Source organism: Clavibacter michiganensis subsp. tessellarius (genome assembly GCF_021922985.1).
Taxonomy (GTDB): domain Bacteria; phylum Actinomycetota; class Actinomycetes; order Actinomycetales; family Microbacteriaceae; genus Clavibacter; species Clavibacter tessellarius.
In genome coordinates this window covers 2,139,165-2,153,285 of the sequence record NZ_CP040788.1, presented here as the reverse complement: position 1 = coordinate 2,153,285, position 14,121 = coordinate 2,139,165, and the positions used below count along the sequence as shown (strand labels likewise).

The window sequence follows — 14,121 nt, the reverse complement described above, 5'->3', positions numbered from 1 at the left end:
GGATCGGGGCGTCGTCGCTCCTGCTGCCGACCCTAGCCCGGCTCCTCCTCGGCGTCCCGGCCGTGCGCATGACGGACGCCCGCCCCCGCGCGAGGCGGGGACGGGCGTCGGGTGGTGCGGTGGTGCCGCTGCGGTGCGGCTAGCCCCGGCGGCGGCGGGCGCGCACGGCGAGCACCGCGACGATGCCGGCCGCGACGGCCGCGGCGCCGAGCCCCAGCTCGAGGATGAGGCGCGCGCCGTCGCCGCCCGTGCGGGGGAGGTGGCCGCTCGGGGGCGGCACGTCGCCGGGAGGGGTGGACGACGGGACGCCGGAGGTGGGCGTGGGGGACGGGGTGGGCGTGGATCCGCCGGTCGTGCCGCCCGTGCCGCCGCCGGTGCCGCCACCTCCGCCGGTGCCGCCGCCCGTGCCGCCGCCGGGCGTCGGCGTCGGGGCCGGCGAGGCCGAGGGCGCCGGGGTGGGCGTGACCACGGGCGTGGTGCCCGAGCCGATGGGCGAGGTGGTGCTGCCGCAGGTGGAGGCGACGAACGCGTCGTCGTCGAGGGTGACGGCGCCGTTGCGGGCGAGCGCGCGGCCGTCGACCGTGGCGCCGGTGCCGACGGAGATGGAGGTGAGCGCGAGGATCGACCCGGCGAAGCCCGAGTTCGTGCCGAGGCTGGCCGAGCTCGACACCTGCCAGAACACGTTGCAGGCCTGGGCGCCGTTGACGAGCGACACCCGGCTGCTCGAGCCGGTGGTGAGCGTGGAGGGGGCCTGGATGACGAAGACCGCGGCGGGGTCGCCCTGCGCGTCGAGCGTGACCGTGCCCGTGAGGCCGAGCGGGCCGCCGGCCGTGTAGACGCCGGGCGTGAGCGTGGCCCCGACCAGGTCGGCGGGGACGGCCGCGGTGGAGGGGCGGCCGGCGGCGTCGACGTACGCGGCGGTGAGGTCGGACTGGGCCTGGCCGGCCGCGGCGTCGGCCGCGTGCGTGGCGCCGCCGACGACGCCGGGCGGGAAGCCCGTGACGGCCGCGTTCGGGCTGGTGCCGAGGTCCGCCGCGAGCGTGGTGAGGCCGGTGTTGGTGACGCCCTGGCCCGCGAGTACCGAGTAGGAGGCGGCGGTGCCGAGGCCGACGGTGGCCGTGGCGGCGAACGCGCTCGCGGGGGCGAGGAGCGCGGCCCCGAGACCGCCGGCGGCGGTGGCGGCGACGACGGCCGCGGTCAGCGCGACGGATCCGCAGCGCCTCCGGGACGAGGACGAGGGCGTGCGGGCATGGCGCGACTGGGGCATGGGGCTCTCTCGTCCGGGGTGGGGCCGTCCGGGTATGGCGGACGGAACCGCGACCGTATCGAGGGAGCCGCGGCCCGCGGGCGCGTCGTCCACAGGCGGTTACGGTGTGGGGGTGACCCTCCTCGCCGACGAGACCCCGGCCCGCGACGAGCTGCTCGACCTCTACGGATCCGTCGGCTGGACCGTCTACGCCCGCGACCCGGAGCGGCTCGAGCGGGCGCTCGCCGGATCCGACCTCGTCGCCACCGCGCGCGACGACGACGGCGCGCTCGTCGGCCTCGTCCGCACCGTGAGCGACGGGGTGTCGATCTGCTACGTGCAGGACCTCCTCGTGCGGCCCGACCGGCAGCGCGGCGGCGTGGGCCGCGCCCTGCTCGAGCACGTGCGCGAGCGGTACCGGGACTGCGCGCTCCTCGTGCTCACCACGGACGCGGGCGGCACCGAGGACGCCGAGCGCTCGCACCCCTTCTACCGCTCGCTCGGGTACGTGCCGCACGGGGAGCAGGGGCTCGCGGCGTTCGCGCGGCGGCCCTGAGACGGCGGGCCTGAGCCGGCGGGCCGGTCGCGGGGTCCCGCGATCGGGCGTCAGAAGCCGGCGTGGCGGCGGCGCTCGGGGGCCTCGATCAGCTCCACGGCGTCGTCGACGTCGAGCGCGTCCGGGAAGTTGACGCGGGTGAAGCGGCCGTCCGGGTCGTCGGGCGTCGTCGGCGGCGTGATGGCGGAGGCGCGCACGGCGGCGACGAGGGCGGCGGTGGCCTCGGCCGACTGGATCCGGCGCTCGCCGACCAGCAGCACGATCCGGCACCTCTTCCCCTGCCGCGTGCTGAGCGCGAGCACGACGCTCTCGGGCAGCGGCGGCGCGCCCTTCTGCCGGGGCCACGACATCGGCGACGACTGCAGCGCCTCGACGCGCGCGCCGGTGAGGTCGGCGAGCGGCAGCTCCTCGCCGCGGAGGCGCAGCAGGCCGCGGGCGACGTCGATCTCGAGGGCGGGCGTGCGCCGGACCATGAGCGCGTAGATGGACCCGATCACCACCGCCTCGATCGCGAGGATCGTGCCGACGACGGTGAGCCAGCCGCCGCCGACGGCCTCCTCCAGGAGGCGCCCGAGGCCGAGCCAGAGGTTGAGGAAGACGCCGCCGGCCAGGGCCATCCAGAACAGCCCGACCGCGATCCGCTGCCGCGAGGTGGGCGCCGGGATCACCACCCAGCCGTCGTCGCCCGCGCTCACGCGGCGGCTCCGCGCCGGCGGCGGGGCGTCGGGGCGGGCGGCGGCGACTCGATGTAGGCGAGGGTGCGCGGGATGTCGAGGTCCATCGGGAAGTTGACGTGCGAGAACCGGCCGGTGGGGTCGTCGGACGTGTACGGGGGCGCGATGGCGGATCCGCGCACCGCCTCGACGAGCGCCGCGCTCTGCTCGGGCGTCAGCGCCATGCCCTTCTGGGTGGCGACGACGATGCTGCAGCTGTCGCCGCCGCGGGTGAGCAGGCGCAGCACGCGCAGCGACGGCTTCCGGTCGTCGCCGGACTCGGGCTTCGCGCCCGTGAGGTCGGAGAACGGGACCTCGTCCTTCCCGATGCGGAACATCCGCCGCTCGACGTGCACGGCGGGCGGCTGCGTGCGGACGCCGACGATGACGTAGCAGACCGCGAAGACGAGGGCGAAGGCCGTGACGATCGCGAGGATCCGCACGAACGCGGAGTCGCCGAGCCAGCGGGCGGCGAGGTCGGGCGCGCCGTGGAGCAGCGCGCTGCCGCCGAAGAGCGTCAGGCCGGAGGCGACGCCCGCCGCGAGCAGCAGTCGCTGGCGGGTGGTCGGCGGCGGGATCCGCACCCACCCGTCGTCCGCCACCCCTCGACCCTAGGGCGGCGGGCGCACGGCGGAGGCCGGTCGCGGGCCCCGTCGCGCCCCCAGAACGAGGCGCGCGCTCAGCCCGCGGCGGGCTCGTCCCAGCCCTCCTGCGGGGTGTCGCACGTGCCGCGGAACACGTACTGGGAGGGGCGCTTGCGCTCGCGGCTCGACCAGTCGATCGCGGGGCGGCGCGCCTCGGGCGGCAGGTAGCCGAGCCGGTAGACGGCCATGAGCCGCAGCTCCGGCGGCACGCGCAGCAGCTCCTCGACCCGGGACCACTGCGCGCGGATCTCCATCGGGAACGAGATGAACTGGATGCCCATGCCGATCGCCGCCGTGGTCAGCCAGACGTTCTCCATCGCGGCGCCCATCGAGAACGTCGAGTAGAAGGACGCGAGGGACTCGGGGCGGTCCTCGGCGCGGTCGAGCATCACGCCGATCAGCAGCGGGCTGCCCGCGACCAGCCGGCGGTTCTCGCGGCCGAGGGTCTGCGGCACCCGGAGCGCGTTCATGAGGCCCTGCCCGCGCGGCGTGAACGCCTGCTTCGTGAAGGGGCGCAGCGGTGCCGGGAGCCGGTCGAAGAGCATGCCGTCGCGCCGCCGGTCCATCTCCTCCTGCGAGAAGCGGAAGTGGTGCTTGTAGCGCTCGAAGAAGGTGCCGTTCGACATCGTCTCGGTCATGCTCTCGCCGCTGATGTCGGCGATCCGCTCGATCGTCGCGCGCTCCTCGACGAGCACGAAGCGCCACGGCTGGCTGTTGAGCTGCGAGGGCGCGCGGCCGGCGACCTCCATGAGGAGCCGCTGGTGCTCCTCGCTCACGGGGTCGGGCAGGAAGGCGCCGTTGGTGGTCTTCCGGGCGCGCAGGACGTCGAGGAACTCCACGTTCATCTCCAGGCGGTGAGGGTGCCCCAGGCGTACCAGGGAGCGGCGGTCAGGGCGACGGCGGGGTGGCGGCGCGTGCGCGTGCCCGCGAGGGGGAGCGCGACGAGCGTGATCAGGGCGGGGGCGAGCGCGCGGGCGGGGTGGACGGTGGCCGGGCGGCGTCCGCGGGCGGCGGCGCGGGGCGCGGCGGATCCCGGCCACAGCGGCGTCGACAGCGCGAGGGCGGTGAGCGCGCTCGTGAGGAGGTACGCGCGGTGGTGGAGGCGGAGCTCGGGGCGCGGCGGCAGGATCCGGGTGGCCGCCGCGATCCCGACGGCGCAGCTCACGAGGTAGGCGGCGCTCGCCGCGGTGAACGCGGCGCGGACCGCGGGCGAGGCGGTGCGGGCTCGGCTCCTGGTCATCCCCTGCGACGCTAGTCCGGCGTCGCCGAGGACGGCCGGGCCGCGGCCGGAGCGCACAGCCGGGGGTGAGATCCCGGTTGGATGGACCCATGCAGACACCCCCGGCGCAGCCCGCGCGCCTGCTCCTCACCCGGCACGCGCCCACGTCCTGGAACCGGGAGTACCGGTACGACTCGCGCACGGACATCGACGTCGACCACGACGCGGCCGAGCAGCTCGCGCCCCTCGCGGCGCGGCTGCGCGGGGAGGGCGTGGAGCGGATCCTCGTGAGCACGCTGTCGCGCGCCCGCAGCACCGCGCGGATCCTCCAGGAGCAGGGCGTCGCGCCGGGCGTCGTGCCCGAGCCGCGGCCCGAGCTGGTGGAGCTTGACTTCGGCGGCTTCGAGGGGATCACGCGCGACGAGCTGCGCGGTCCCGTCCACGGCGCGGCCTTCGCGGCCTGGCTCACGGGCGAGGACGGCGAGCCCGCGGCGCCCGGCGGCGGCGAGACGTGGGCGGCCGCGGCCGTGCGGGCGCGCGCGATCCTCGACGACGTGGCGGCGGATCCGCGCACCACGCTCGTGGTCGCCCACGGCTACCTGCTCCGCGTGCTCTACCTCTCCGCGCTCGGGCGCTCGCCCGCGCTCACCCGGTCGCTGGTGTGGGCGAACGGGCAGCTGATCGAGCTGGAGCGCGACGGATCCGGGTGGCGCGAGAGCGGGGCCGCCGGGAGCTAGGGGCGGCGCTCCGGCAGCGCGGCTCCGGCGCCTCCGGCGGCTCAGGCCGCGGGATCCGCGTCGGTGGCCGGATAGCGGAGCTGGAACACGACGTCGTCGAGCGCGCCCGTCCACACCATGTCGTCGCCGCAGCGCGCGAGCGGGCCGTCGGTGAGGTCGATGGCGTCCGCGAGGCCGAGGCCCGCGATCCACGACTCGACGATCTCGCGCCGCAGCTCCGGCGCGTACGCGTCGGCGTCGCCCGCGAAGTGGATGCCCTCCCACGGGCCGCCGAGCTGCCAGGCGAGCGGCGGCAGGCCGCGCATCTCGCCCTCGGCGTTCCACGCCATCGCGATGGAGGTCTCGATCGCCTGCCGCGTGATGCGGCGCTCGGTCGGGACGTGCTCGGGTGCGGTCGACACGGTCGTCTCCTCGGGCGGCCGGATGGCCGTGCTCGGCGGGTGGGGATCCCGTCGCGATCCTGCCGCGCGCGTCCTGCCGTCGCCAGCCGGATGCGCTCCGCGGACAGGAACGGGAGCCCTTCGTCCCCTCATCGTATTTCCTCGATTGTGGGATGATGTGGCCGGGCGGGTGCCGGGGATCAGCGCAGGGGACTGCGCGGACCGGGCACGGTCCGTCGCCGGATCCGGGGGGATGCGGTCGACGGCGCAGCGTCCGAAGCGAGGGGGATCCATGGCGTTCACGACCGCCACCGCACGCCGGGAGGACGACGTCACCGTCGTCGCCGCGACGGGCATGCTCAACATGGCCTCGGCCCCGGAGCTCCGGGAGGCCGTCCACGACGCGATCGCCGACGGGGCCTCGCGGATCGTGGTGGACCTCGCCGAGGTCGACTTCATCGACTCGTCCGGGCTGGGCGCGCTCATCGCGGGCCTCAAGTCCGCGCGCGACGCCGGCGGCGACCTCCGCCTCTCCGCCCCCGGCCCCCAGGTCGCGATGGTGCTGCAGCTGTCCAACCTCGACCGCGTGCTGGTCTCGTCGCCCACCGCCGAAGCGGCCTACCGTGACTGAGACCACGCGGTCGCTGACCCTCCGCTCGCCCGGCGAGGACGTCGACGCCGTGCACGGCTTCATCGCCCGCCTCTGGGACGAGCGCCCCGACATCGGCGCCCTCGACCGCATGGCGTTCGAGACGGCCCTCATCGAGCTCGCCTCCAACGTGATCGAGCACGCCGACCACGGCCAGGGCGTCACCTGCGAGGTGAGCGTCACCGTCGACGCCGGCACGATGAGCGCGCGGCTGCGCGACGGATCCGAGCCCGGCGACTTCCGCCTCACCCCCCGCGAGATGCCCGGCGAGGACGCCGAGTCCGGCCGCGGCCTCGCGATGGTCCAGCTGCTCTGCGACGACCTCTCCTACGAGCGCGTCGGCGCCGAGAACGTGTGGAGCGTCCGGCGCACGCGCGCCGAGCCCGAGGCCGACGGCGCCGCCGGGTCGCCGGCGTGAGCACCCCCTTCAAGCTGCCGCGGGTCTTCTCCTCGCGGCCGGCGCCCGCCTGGGTCGAGCGCATCGCCTGGGTGCCGCAGACGGGTCCGCGGGCGATCGGCCCGGCCGGCCCGACCGCGCTCGTGAAGCAGCTCCCGATGGTGGCGCTGTTCGCGCTCGCGGTGCTGATGACCCTCGTCGTGCCGACCCTCACGTTCACCTCGCCGCGCGCCCTCCTGATCTCCGTGGTGCTCGTCGCGCTCGCGACCCTGCTGGCCGCCGCCGTCGCGCTGCGCCGCGAACGCGCGCGCCTCACGAACCTCGTGCCCGCGCTCGACATGGTCGCCATCGGCGTGCTGCGCATCGCGACAGGCGAGAACGCCTCCATCTACGGGACCCTCGTGATCCTCCCCGTGGTCTGGTTCGGCCTGAACCCCGGCCGCTGGAACGTGCTCGTCGCGTTCGTGGGCGTCTACGTGACCTTCGGCCTCCCGCTCCTCCTCGAGCTCGGCGAGCAGAACGCGAACGAGCTCTGGCGCGGGTTCTACAGCGCCGTGGCGTTCGCGCTCGCCGCCTTCGTGGTCAACGAGCTGTCGCGGCTCACGCGGCTGAGCCTCGAGGCGTCGCGCGCCCGCGAGCGCGCGAGCCAGGAGGAGATGAAGCGCGCCTCCGTCGTGCAGCAGGCCCTCCTGCCCAAGTCGCTCGTGCCGCTGCCGGGATACCAGGTCGCGGGTGCGTGCCTGCCGTCGAAGGCCGTGGGCGGGGACTTCTTCGACTGGTACCCCGTGCGGGAGGGGCTGGCGTTCACGCTCGGCGACGTGATGGGCAAGGGCATGGGCGCGGGGATCATCGCGGCCACCGCGCGCGCCGTCGTCCGCAGCGCGAAGAACGTGCCGGATCCGGTCGACGCCATCGTGCGCACCGCCGACTGCTTCACCGCCGAGCTCGGCGAGACCTCGACGTTCGCGACCGTCTTCCACGCCCGCGTGCGCGCCGAGGACCACACCGTGCTCTACGCCGACGCGGGCCACGGGCTCTCCGCCCTGGTCCGCGCCGACGGATCGTACGAGCGCCTCGAGTCGGCCGACCTGCCGGTGGGCGTGCCGGGCGCCTCGGGCTGGACGTCGCACGCGCTGCGGCTCGACCCGGGCGACCTCATCGTCACCTTCAGCGACGGCGTGCTCGACCTCTACGACGGCACCCTCGCCGCGGTCGACCGGGTGGCCGACATGGCGCGCGAGTCGACGTCCGCGGAGGAGCTCGTGGAGCGGATCACGGCGCTCGCCGCGGGCCAGTCGAACCCGGACGACGTGACCGTGCTGGTGCTCCGCCGGGAGGCGTGAGACCCCCCCCGGAGACGGGGCGCCCGGGCGCGGTCGACGCCCAGGACCCGCACGTACACTCGCCCCAGGCGCCCGGATCCGGGGGGATCGTGCGCCGGTCGGGTTTCCCGTCCGGTGCGGCCGGCGCCGCGACACGCAGGGGGACGACATGGCCATCCAGGAATCCGTCGCGCGCTCGGGCGGCGCGGAGCCGGCCGCCCGGTCGGTCGCCCGGTCGACGGCGATGCCGGACGCGCTGAGCGGCGACGCCGAGCTGGCGCGGCTGCGGGCCGTGCACGACCTGCGGCTCGTCGGATCCGCCGCGGAGGAGCGCTTCGACCGCGTGACCCGCATCGCGCGCGAGATGTTCGACGTGCCCGTGGCCGAGATCAACCTCCTGGCCGACACCGACCAGTTCACGAAGTCGCCGCAGCCGCACGGCGTCTCGCTGCTGTCGGACCGCACGCAGTCGTTCTGCGACGTGACCATCCGCTCGCCCGACCTCCTCGTCGTGCCGGACGCCACGCAGGACGCCCGCTTCGCGGAGCGCACGACCGTCACCGGGCCGCGCCATATCCGCTTCTACGCCGGGCGGCCGCTGCGCGCCGGCGGCCAGACCGTGGGCACGCTCTGCCTCGTCGACACCGAGCCGCGCGACCTCGACGCCGCGCAGGAGAAGCTGCTCGACGAGATGGGCGCGTGGGTCGAGCGCGAGCTCCGCGACAGCGCGGACGAGGAGGCGGCCGGCGAGATCCAGCGCCGGCTCCTGCCCGTCGACCGGCCGCTCTGGCCCGACTACGACCTGGCCGGCATCAGCATCCCGTCGCGCGGCGTCGGGGGCGACTTCTACTCCTGGGGCGAGGACGCCGACGGGCTGCACGTGACCCTCGCCGACGTGATGGGCAAGGGCGCGGGTGCCGCGATCCTCGCCTCGGCCGTCCGCTCCGGCTTCCAGGCGCACCGCGGGCCCGACGTCGGGCGCACGGTGCGCGGCGTGCAGTCCCAGCTGCAGACCGACCTCGACGCGACCGAGACGTTCGCGACGTTCCTGCACTGCCGGGTCGACGGATCCACCGGCCGGTTCGCGTACGCCGACGGCGGCCACGGCCTGACCCTGGTGCTCCGCGCGGACGGCTCGCACGAGACGCTGCCGGCGCTCGGCTTGCCGCTCGGCGTGGTGCCGGACGCCACCTGGACGACGGCCGCGGGCGAGCTCCGCCCGGGCGACCGCCTCCTCGCGTTCACCGACGGCGCGCTCGACCTCTTCGACGGCACGCTCGACTCGGTCGCGCCGCTCGTGGAGCTCGTGCGCGACGCCGCCGACGCCGCGGAGACGGTGCGCCGCATCGCGGACGCTGCGGCGGCCACGCGCGTGGGCGACGACGTCACCGCGATCTGCGTGCGGAACGCGGCCGCGGGCTGAGCGCGCCGCCGCCTGCGCGGGCGCGGGCGCGGGCGCGGGAGCGTCAGGCGAGCGGATCCCGCCGCTCGACCGGCGCCAGCGCCTGCAGGCTCGGGTGGTCCCGCACCGCGGCGATGCCTTGCGTGCCGAGCACCGTGATCACGGCCGCGATCGGCGCGTCGACGCCGCGGAGGCGCAGCGGCTCGGCGTCCGGGAACTGGCAGACGAGCGCCCACTCGCGCACCTCGGGGTAGACCGCCGTCATCCCGGCGTACCAGAACGCGAGCCACCGTCCGCCGACCTGGCAGAGGAGGCGGCGGTCGGAGATCACGAGCCGCACGGGCTGCAGTTCGCGCCACTGCTCGGCGGCCTCCGCCTCGGCGGCGTTCCGGCGCGAGGCGTTGCCGATCATCGTGGCCGCCATGCCGCCGAGCACGAACGCGGGGCTCCCGACGAAGAGGCCGCTCGAGCGCGTGTACGTGACGTCGCGGCCGTAGTAGCGCTCGTAGTCGGCCTGCACGTCGTAGAGGAGCACCTCGCCGGGCTCGAGGACGACGTCCCACACGGTGATCGCGGGCGGCGCCTCGCCGCGCAGGATCGCCGCGCGCAGCCGGCACGCCTCGGCCCAGCCCGCCGCGCTCCGGGCGGCGAGGTCCTGCGCGGCCGCGGCCTCGCGGGCGGGGCGGGCGATCTCGTGGCGGACCCCGCGCATCATGCCGGCGAGCACGCGCGCGCCACGCACCAGGGTGCGCACCGCGGCGACGCAGAGGAGGAGGAGCACGAGCCCGGGGATGAGCGTCTCGGGGCGCGTGAGCACCGCCGGGTCGGCCACCGCGGTCAGGAGCGCGAGCAGGCCCATCCCGAGCATGAGCAGCGCCGGCCAGCAGAGCAGCAGCCGGAACCAGCCGGGCACCTCGCGCTTCACGGCCGGCTCCCGTCGCGGGGCGCGGCGGCGGGATCCGGTGCGCCGCCCGGCATCGGCACGCACGGCAGCGGCTCACCCGCCTCCGTCGTGGCGGACGTGCGCGCGAACGGGCCGACGGGCGACATCAGGACGGCGAGGTGGTGGTCGGCGTGATCCCGCCACCACACGCTCATGCCCGTCGCGCCCTCGAGGCGGAGCGCCTCCCAGGCGAGCCAGAGCGCCTCGAGCCGGGCGACGGCCTCCGGGTGGCGCCACCACTCCGGATCCCAGCGGTTCTCGCCGCGCGGGCTCACCTCGCGGCGGTAGGTCGGCGCGAGGACGCCGCGGACGAACGCGTCGACGTCGGCGTGCACCGTCCCCGCCTGCTCCACGGGATCGGCGCCCCAGCCGAACGCGTCGGTCACGACGCGGCCCCGGTCGGCGCGGCGGACCCGGCCGCGGGCCCGGCAGCGGACCCGGCCGCGGGCCCGGCGGGTGCGGACGCCGCCGCCCGCGCATCCGCCGCGGCGAGCGACGCCCGGATGACGCCGGCCTCGGGCCCGTCCATCCACGGCACGGTCGCGATCATGGAGGCCCGCACGCCGGACGCGAGGAGCACGCCGCGGCCGCGGGGCAGCTCCGCGAGCTCGGAGGTGTCGAGGATCCGCCGCCGGTCGTTCTGCACGCTCGTGGACCGGACGCCGCGGGTGGTGGAGCTCGAGACCGTCTCGTGGTCGTAGTCGCCGATGAGCTCCGACAGCTCCCGCAGCCACTCGGCCTCCTTCACGCCGCCGAGGTACACGACCTCGTTCGCGGCGCTGAACAGCTTGCGCATGCCCTCGCGGCCGAAGACGTCGACGCCCTGCGCGTACGACTGGAAGACCGACAGCACGGGGATCCCGCGGGAGCCGAGGTGCGAGTAGAGGTCGGGCAGGTCCTTCCACCGGCACACGTTCGCGGCCTCGTCGAGCACGCACACGAGCGGCGTGGCCAGGCGCCCGCCCGGCTGCGTGCGGGCGAGGCGCTCGGCGGCCTCGACGATCGCGACCGTCAGCGCCGTGACCAGGGGCGCGGCCGTGCCCTCGCCCTCCACCGAGAGGGAGTAGAGCGTGTCGGATCCGCGGACGAAGGCGTCGGGGTCGAGCCGGGGCCGGGGGTCCGCCGCCGCGTCGCCGCCCGCGGGCGTGACCCACCGGCTCACGCGGCTGCTGCGCACGCACGACGCCATCTTGCGGGCGGTCGCGTACACGCCGTCGCGCTGCCGGGGCGAGGTGCGCGAGGCGCTCTCGACGTCGTCGGCGATGAGCGGGTAGCCGCCGCGGCGGAGCACGGCCACCATCTCGCGCTCGTCCGGGTCCGTGAGCCAGCGGAGCACGTCGGTGATGGGGCGGCGGTCGAGCGCGGCGGCGAGGAGCAGGCCCGCGAGCAGGTCCTTGCCGGCCGCGTCGAAGAACGCGTCACCGCGGTCGTCGGGCTCCCGGGATCCGGAGGCGAAGTGGCCGGCGAGCTTGGCGGCCGAGGTGTCGTCGACGACGGAGGACAGCGGATCCCACCACCAGGTCGGCTCCTCGCCCACGACCTGCTGCGGGTCGAAGACCCACGCGGTGCCGGCGCGGGCGCGGAGGTCGCGGGTGGCGTGCACGACGTCGGGCTTGTTCGACGTGGTGATGAGCGCGCCGGGCGCCGCGAGGATCGCGGGCACCACGAGCGAGGTGGTCTTGCCGACGCGCGGCCCGGCGATGCAGACCGACACGTCCTCCCACGACGCGTAGAGCATGCCGCCGGAGCGCAGGTCGCGGCCGAGCGGCAGGCCCGGGCGCCCGGGGACGCCCAGCCGCGCGGCCTTGGCGAGGGACGCGCGCTCGCGCAGCTCGTCGAGGTCGGAGGTGGAGGCGAGGTAGCGGGCGCTGCGGTCGACGCGCGTCCGGCCCCGGCCGAGGCGGCGCAGAGAGCGGGCGACGACGACCGTGAGCGCCGTGAGCGCAGCCGCGACGACCGCGGCGACGACGACGGCGAGCGGGGTCCAGGCGACCTCGCCCTTCTTGAGCGCGATGGCGACGGCGAGCGGATCCGCGGGCAGCGCCGCCCCCTCTCCCGTGAGCGCGTGCGCGGCCGCGAGCCCCGCCCACGCGGAGGCGAGGATCCCCGCGGCGATGCCGATCGCCCACGTCGCGATGACGGTGCCCGGGTTCGCGCGCCCGGGCTCGGCGCGGCGGTTGGTGCGCTCGGAGCTCATGCGGCCCCGACCTCGGCGGGCTCGAGGTCCGGCGCGAAGCCGGCGGCGGCGGCCGGGGGATCGACCGGCCCGGCCTGCTCGGGCGGCCGGCCCGAGGTCTCGTCCGGCTCCGGGAACGACTCGGTCGCGTGCCAGGCCTTGTTCGTGTCGTTGATGTGCCGCTCCTCCTCCGTGAGCTCCACGTGCACCGGGATCCCCGGGTGCCCGCCGACCTTGATGAGGAACCGCCCGCGTCCCGGCGGCTCCTGGTCGGGCGACCAGCCGGGCGGGTTCTGCCACGACATCACCAGGTCCTGCTCGGAGCGCGACAGCGCCACCGCCTGCGTGAGCATCGACATCTCCGCGCGCGGCAGCCCGCCCGCGACGACCATGCCGGCGCGCTCGACGAAGCCGCGCGCCTTCATCCGGTCCTGCTCGTCGGCGAGCGCGAGGAGGTCGGACATCGTGTGAGTGATCATCGCGAGGCCCACGCCCCGCTGCCGGTTGAGGCGCGTGAGCGAGTCGATGCGGTCGACGATGCCCTTGCCCACGCGGAGCGCGCGCCACAGCTCGTCCATCACGATGAGGTAGTGCCGGCGGGGCTGGAGGCCCGCGTCGGCGAGGGCGGTCGCGACGTTCACCGTGCCGAAGCCCTGCGACCAGCACGCGAGGAGCACGGCGGCCTGGAGGTCGGTGTCCGACTCGTCGATGGACGACACGTCGTAGACCACCGGCCGGTCGTGCCGCATGGCCACGTCGGTCTGCTGCGCGAAGATCTCGCCGAGCCGGCCGCCCCGCGTGAGGCTGATGAGGCTCGCCTCGAGCCCGCGGGTGATCTCCTGGTAGCGCTCGAGGTCGCCGCGGTCGACGGCCACGTCGCGCACGGCGGGGTGGGCGTCCTGGATCACGCGCAGCAGGTCGGCGAGCACGGGCACGCCCGGGAACTCCGCGTCGAGCACGCGGAGGGCGGCGTCGATGATCGACTCCTCCACGTCGTCGGGCGCCTGCTTCCGGAGGATCGTCAGCAGCGCCGAGACCATCGTGTTGCGGCGCCCGTGCGCGTCGGCGATGAGGCGCTGGCGCTCCTGCTCGAAGCCGGCGGCCCGCAGCTGCTCGGCCGCCTCGATCGCGCCGCCCGGATCCAGCACGTTGAGGTGCCCGCGGCCGCGCCCGAGCGTGATGACCTGGCCGTCGAGCGCGTGCACCATGTCGACGTAGTCGGGCTTGAGGTCGCCGAGCACGAGCGGCAGGTAGCCCATGCCGTCGCCGCCCACGCACATGCGGCGGATGAGGGTGGACTTGCCGAGGCCGGGCAGGCCGAGGGCGAAGATCGACGGGTTCGAGATGATCCCGGACTGGAACCACGAGATCGGGTCGGCGCACACGGTCGCGCCCGTGTCGAGGTGCAGGCCGAGCGGCACGCCGCTGATGGGGCTGCTGGATCCCACGGCGTACGGCCACAGGCCGCACACCTGCACGGTCGTGCCGCGCCATTCCGGGGCGGGCTGCACGAGCACGGTCTCGCCGCGGGCGCGGCCGAGCCAGCCGCGCGGGGACGGGCGGCGGTGCGAGCGGGCGGCGGTGCGGAGGGCGCGGCGCTCCGCCCGGGTCGGCCGCGGCGCCTCGGGACGGGCCTCGGCCTCGGACGCCGCGCGGGCCGCCTCGGCGGCGAGCTTCCGGGTGCGGCGGGTGGCGACCTTGCGGGATCCCTGGTCAAGCGCGGGCACGGCGACTCCT

Annotated in this window: 16 protein-coding genes; 6 read left to right on the top strand and 10 right to left on the bottom strand. The window is 76.0% G+C overall.

The genetic code is table 11. The features are described 5' to 3' along the window. Positions 1–139 precede the first annotated feature (139 nt). Positions 140–1,267, bottom strand: a complete 1,128-nt coding sequence (locus FGG90_RS09965; RefSeq protein WP_094127472.1) for an ice-binding family protein — start codon at positions 1,265–1,267, stop codon at positions 140–142. Between the two features lie 112 nt (positions 1,268–1,379). On the opposite strand from FGG90_RS09965, the gene FGG90_RS09960 reads away from it, so the two are divergent. Then, complete coding sequence (locus FGG90_RS09960; protein ID WP_094127475.1) at positions 1,380–1,802, top strand: GNAT family N-acetyltransferase; 423 nt, start codon at positions 1,380–1,382, stop codon at positions 1,800–1,802. Positions 1,803–1,852: 50 nt separating this feature from the next. Here FGG90_RS09960 and FGG90_RS09955 read toward each other — a convergent pair whose 3' ends face one another. The 4 genes from FGG90_RS09955 to FGG90_RS09940 form a co-directional block, all read right to left on the bottom strand. Continuing rightward, a complete protein-coding gene (locus tag FGG90_RS09955; RefSeq protein WP_094127478.1) occupies positions 1,853–2,497 on the bottom strand; it encodes a hypothetical protein in 645 nt (214 codons plus the stop codon). Next, positions 2,494–3,117 carry a hypothetical protein gene (locus FGG90_RS09950; protein ID WP_094127481.1) on the bottom strand — a complete coding sequence of 208 codons (624 nt, stop codon included), beginning with the start codon at positions 3,115–3,117 and terminating at the stop codon, positions 2,494–2,496. The genes FGG90_RS09955 and FGG90_RS09950 overlap by 4 nt, the downstream gene beginning before the upstream one ends. Before the next feature lie 77 nt (positions 3,118–3,194). Beyond that, positions 3,195–3,998 carry a nitroreductase family protein gene (locus FGG90_RS09945; RefSeq protein ID WP_094127483.1) on the bottom strand — a complete coding sequence of 268 codons (804 nt, stop codon included), beginning with the start codon at positions 3,996–3,998 and terminating at the stop codon, positions 3,195–3,197. Positions 3,999–4,000: 2 nt separating this feature from the next. After that, positions 4,001–4,399 carry a hypothetical protein gene (locus FGG90_RS09940; protein ID WP_094131397.1) on the bottom strand — a complete coding sequence of 133 codons (399 nt, stop codon included), beginning with the start codon at positions 4,397–4,399 and terminating at the stop codon, positions 4,001–4,003. Between the two features lie 89 nt (positions 4,400–4,488). On the opposite strand from FGG90_RS09940, the gene FGG90_RS09935 reads away from it, so the two are divergent. Then, positions 4,489–5,115: a histidine phosphatase family protein gene (locus FGG90_RS09935; RefSeq protein ID WP_094127486.1), complete on the top strand. Its 627-nt coding sequence runs from the start codon at positions 4,489–4,491 to the stop codon at positions 5,113–5,115. A gap of 41 nt (positions 5,116–5,156) precedes the next feature. On the opposite strand, the gene FGG90_RS09930 is transcribed toward FGG90_RS09935, so the two are convergent. Beyond that, complete coding sequence (locus FGG90_RS09930) at positions 5,157–5,516, bottom strand: hypothetical protein (protein ID WP_094127489.1); 360 nt, start codon at positions 5,514–5,516, stop codon at positions 5,157–5,159. A gap of 271 nt (positions 5,517–5,787) precedes the next feature. Between FGG90_RS09930 and FGG90_RS09925 the strand changes: the two genes are divergently transcribed. The 4 genes from FGG90_RS09925 to FGG90_RS09910 all read left to right on the top strand — a co-directional run bounded on the left by FGG90_RS09925 (position 5,788) and on the right by FGG90_RS09910 (position 9,286). Next, positions 5,788–6,126 carry an STAS domain-containing protein gene (locus FGG90_RS09925; protein ID WP_094127492.1) on the top strand — a complete coding sequence of 113 codons (339 nt, stop codon included), beginning with the start codon at positions 5,788–5,790 and terminating at the stop codon, positions 6,124–6,126. After that, positions 6,119–6,562, top strand: a complete 444-nt coding sequence (locus FGG90_RS09920; protein WP_094127495.1) for an ATP-binding protein — start codon at positions 6,119–6,121, stop codon at positions 6,560–6,562. Before FGG90_RS09925 ends, FGG90_RS09920 begins: the two co-directional genes overlap by 8 nt. Continuing rightward, positions 6,559–7,884 (top strand): PP2C family protein-serine/threonine phosphatase, encoded by a 1,326-nt coding sequence (locus tag FGG90_RS09915; RefSeq protein WP_094131399.1) that lies wholly within the window; start codon positions 6,559–6,561, stop codon positions 7,882–7,884. The genes FGG90_RS09920 and FGG90_RS09915 overlap by 4 nt, the downstream gene beginning before the upstream one ends. A 148-nt stretch (positions 7,885–8,032) precedes the next feature. Next, positions 8,033–9,286: a PP2C family protein-serine/threonine phosphatase gene (locus tag FGG90_RS09910; protein WP_094127498.1), complete on the top strand. Its 1,254-nt coding sequence runs from the start codon at positions 8,033–8,035 to the stop codon at positions 9,284–9,286. Positions 9,287–9,329: 43 nt separating this feature from the next. On the opposite strand, the gene FGG90_RS09905 is transcribed toward FGG90_RS09910, so the two are convergent. The 4 genes from FGG90_RS09905 to FGG90_RS09890 are packed head-to-tail and all read right to left on the bottom strand — an operon-like array spanning position 9,330 to position 14,111. Continuing rightward, entirely contained in the window at positions 9,330–10,190 is an 861-nt protein-coding gene (locus FGG90_RS09905) for a hypothetical protein (protein ID WP_094131401.1), read from the bottom strand. Then, positions 10,187–10,594: a DUF4913 domain-containing protein gene (locus tag FGG90_RS09900; protein ID WP_094127501.1), complete on the bottom strand. Its 408-nt coding sequence runs from the start codon at positions 10,592–10,594 to the stop codon at positions 10,187–10,189. The genes FGG90_RS09905 and FGG90_RS09900 overlap by 4 nt, the downstream gene beginning before the upstream one ends. Next, positions 10,591–12,405, bottom strand: a complete 1,815-nt coding sequence (locus tag FGG90_RS09895; RefSeq protein WP_094127504.1) for a type IV secretory system conjugative DNA transfer family protein — start codon at positions 12,403–12,405, stop codon at positions 10,591–10,593. The genes FGG90_RS09900 and FGG90_RS09895 overlap by 4 nt, the downstream gene beginning before the upstream one ends. Beyond that, entirely contained in the window at positions 12,402–14,111 is a 1,710-nt protein-coding gene (locus FGG90_RS09890; RefSeq protein WP_237583300.1) for a type IV secretory system conjugative DNA transfer family protein, read from the bottom strand. The genes FGG90_RS09895 and FGG90_RS09890 overlap by 4 nt, the downstream gene beginning before the upstream one ends. Positions 14,112–14,121: the final 10 nt, after the last annotated feature.

What these genes read in the sequence shown, in the direction of transcription:
- FGG90_RS09935 (WP_094127486.1), top strand. Translation starts at nt 4,489, where the DNA reads ATGCAGACACCCCCGGCGCAGCCCGCGCGCCTGCTCCTCACCCGGCAC.
- FGG90_RS09910 (WP_094127498.1), top strand. Translation starts at nt 8,033, where the DNA reads ATGGCCATCCAGGAATCCGTCGCGCGCTCGGGCGGCGCGGAGCCGGCC.
- FGG90_RS09940 (WP_094131397.1), bottom strand. Translation starts at nt 4,399, where the DNA reads ATGACCAGGAGCCGAGCCCGCACCGCCTCGCCCGCGGTCCGCGCCGCG.
- FGG90_RS09965 (WP_094127472.1), bottom strand. Translation starts at nt 1,267, where the DNA reads ATGCCCCAGTCGCGCCATGCCCGCACGCCCTCGTCCTCGTCCCGGAGG.
- FGG90_RS09895 (WP_094127504.1), bottom strand. Translation starts at nt 12,405, where the DNA reads ATGAGCTCCGAGCGCACCAACCGCCGCGCCGAGCCCGGGCGCGCGAAC.
- FGG90_RS09925 (WP_094127492.1), top strand. Translation starts at nt 5,788, where the DNA reads ATGGCGTTCACGACCGCCACCGCACGCCGGGAGGACGACGTCACCGTC.